This window comes from Hungatella hominis (genome assembly GCF_014288005.1).
Lineage (GTDB): Bacteria > Bacillota > Clostridia > Lachnospirales > Lachnospiraceae > Hungatella > Hungatella effluvii.
The window spans coordinates 1-2437 of the sequence record NZ_JACOPB010000052.1; the positions used below are offsets into that span (position 1 = coordinate 1).

Here is a 2437-nt window from a genome sequence, read left to right on the forward strand (position 1 = left end):
GAAATTCCGGAGGATAAGCTCAATGTGATTTTTGATAAATTCTGCCGTTTAAGCAATGCGAGATTAAGTGAAACTGGAGGCTCCGGCCTCGGACTTGCTATTGCAAAAAATATTATTGTACTGCATGGCGGACAGATAAGGGCTGAAAGCAGTAATGGACGCACTGCTTTCATCATTGAAATCCCATCAGCATCATCAGACTGTCACGGCAGGGGCTACCTGTCAGCCAAATAACCAAACAAGTGCTGCTATTTTTTAACAACCTGTTCCACGATACCATCAACTAAAAGTGTTTGTATCTGTTCTAATTCTTCATCTTCCCTGAACTGTTCCAGGCAGGTCAACACAAAATATAGAGATTTAATCAATACAGTGTGAGGAACGGTAAACTGTACTCCCATTTGCTGGATAAATCAATCTGCGACAGCATGGGAGAAGTAGTGCCCTAGTACTACAGCGATTTCCTGAAAAAAAGCGCATTGTGTGATAAGCCCGGTAAAAAATAAGATGATATAATGTGAACATCAAATACAGGAGGTACAACAATGTACGCATGGGAAGCAATCGAACAATCGTTAACATTTATCGAGGAACACTTAACAGAAGAAATTTATACGGAGGAACTGGCAAATATTGCCGGCCTGTCCCCTTTCTATTTTCAGCGTTTGTTCAAGCGGCTGGTAAATAAACCGGTTCAGGAATATGTGAAGCTCCGCCGTCTGGCAAAGGTGATTGAAAATCTGGGTAATACCGAACAGAGAATACTTGACGCTGCCCTGGACTATGGCTTTACAAGCCATGCAAATTTTACGCGGGCCTTCAAGGAAACGTATGGAATCACACCCGAAGAGTACAGGAGAGATTTACCAATGCTCAACACATTCGACAAGCCGGAAGTTTCCATGAATTACGTCTTAGTAGATGAAGGGGTTCCGCTGGTGGTAGGAAATATCGTCTTGGAAATCCAGAGAAAAACGTTGACGGAACCGGAAGTTTACCTCGGCTTTGAAACTAAAGTCCGTATTTCCGAACAGATTCCGGCTGGTGAAAGCACAGGTGTAGATGTGCCGGGACAGCTCTGGAAACGCTACCATATGGAGAAGACGTTAATCGCAGAAGACGTCGATGCTAATGTGGAAATGGGAATGTCCCATACGGAAGATACGGCACAGGGCCTTTTCACGTATTTTGCGGGAGGTCTTGTTCGAAATATCCCGCATAAACAGGAGGGAGACTTTGTAAAGAGAGAACTCCCTGCGGGAGAATACATCGTTTGCAGGATTGAAGCAGAAAGTTTTGAGGATTTGGTAACGGTTGCCTTGAATCAGGGTGGAAAATACCTTTTTGGTACATGGCTGCCGCATCACAGCTTAACAACGGAGCCTTTTTCAGCAGAAAAGTATTATCGTGACCTAAAGGACATGGCCTGTATGGAAATTTGGGTCAAGCCCATACCGTTGGAAAAAAAAGAGTAGGAGGGATATTGGGATGGATTGGAATATGCTTTATACAAACGGCGATGCTCCATCTCTGAAGCAAATAGCGGAGTATATTGACAATCCGTTATGGGCAGAGTTTGACAGCCGCATCCGGTCCGCTTACCGGATTGAGCCTTATATGGATTACAGCCGCTGTTCCATGCAGCCAGGCTGGAATATTAAATACAAGAAAAGCGGGAAATCTCTTTGTACCTGTTACCCAATGCAGGGTTATTTTATCGCTCTTGTGGTGATAGGAAGCCGTGAACTTACGGAGGCAGAATTATTAATGCCGTTATTTTCTGACTATGTGCAGAAAGTATTCAGAGATGCAAAAACTGGTAACGGACAGAAATGGCTGATGTTAGAAGTACGGGATAAGGAGATTATGAATAATGTTTTTGAACTGATAAATCTTAGAAAGAGGAGTATATCGCCTTAGGAATTTCTTAATCATTCATTTACCATTCCATAGAAAATCAATTATCTCAAATTAAAAAATTGCCTGCTCATCAATGGTATGCTTAAACTGCCTGATAGAGCAGGCAATTTTTATATGAAAGGAGGTAATTTTAGAGTATGGAGGTGGCTGTGAGAAAGAAGTTAAGACGGATTTTTACAATAATGGGAACAACAGCACTGATTTTTACCATAACAGCCTGCGGGAACCGCATGGATGCCATGCAGCCGGATTCTTCCTATGTTGCAGACTTTTTTGATATTCCGGACTCAGTGACAGGAATCGAAAGACTTCTGCTCAAAGATGATATGGCCTATATGTGCTGTCTGGAGGAAGATGGCACGTCCTATCTGGCAACAATGAACATTGATGACGGTAAATTTTTGAAACAGAATCTGGAGCTGGACGCCTCGGTTTCGCTTCTGGATTTTGGCTTTGCCCCGGACAACAGTATCTGGGCGGTTTGCCTGGAACAGGCCGGTGTCTATAGTTTAAGGAA

At 43.2% G+C, this 2437-nt stretch carries 3 protein-coding genes and 2 pseudogenes; 4 read left to right on the top strand and 1 reads right to left on the bottom strand.

Going from position 1 to position 2437, the window contains the following annotated elements:
* Positions 1-234 (top strand): ATP-binding protein (locus H8S75_RS32160; RefSeq protein ID WP_243270555.1); only part of this gene is annotated, 234 nt, incomplete at its 5' end.
* 14 nt (positions 235-248) lie between these two features.
* Here H8S75_RS32160 and H8S75_RS33015 read toward each other — a convergent pair.
* A pseudogene (locus tag H8S75_RS33015) lies at positions 249-398 on the bottom strand (TetR/AcrR family transcriptional regulator); the annotation flags it as partial.
* 147 nt (positions 399-545) lie between these two features.
* On the opposite strand from H8S75_RS33015, the gene H8S75_RS32165 reads away from it, so the two are divergent.
* The 3 genes and pseudogenes from H8S75_RS32165 to H8S75_RS32175 form a co-directional block, all read left to right on the top strand.
* Positions 546-1475 (top strand): AraC family transcriptional regulator, encoded by a 930-nt coding sequence (locus H8S75_RS32165; RefSeq protein ID WP_003500230.1) that lies wholly within the window; start codon positions 546-548, stop codon positions 1473-1475.
* A gap of 13 nt (positions 1476-1488) precedes the next feature.
* Positions 1489-1920: a DUF3788 domain-containing protein gene (locus tag H8S75_RS32170; protein ID WP_002591367.1), complete on the top strand. Its 432-nt coding sequence runs from the start codon at positions 1489-1491 to the stop codon at positions 1918-1920.
* A gap of 137 nt (positions 1921-2057) precedes the next feature.
* Positions 2058-2437, top strand: a pseudogene (locus tag H8S75_RS32175) (hypothetical protein); the annotation flags it as partial.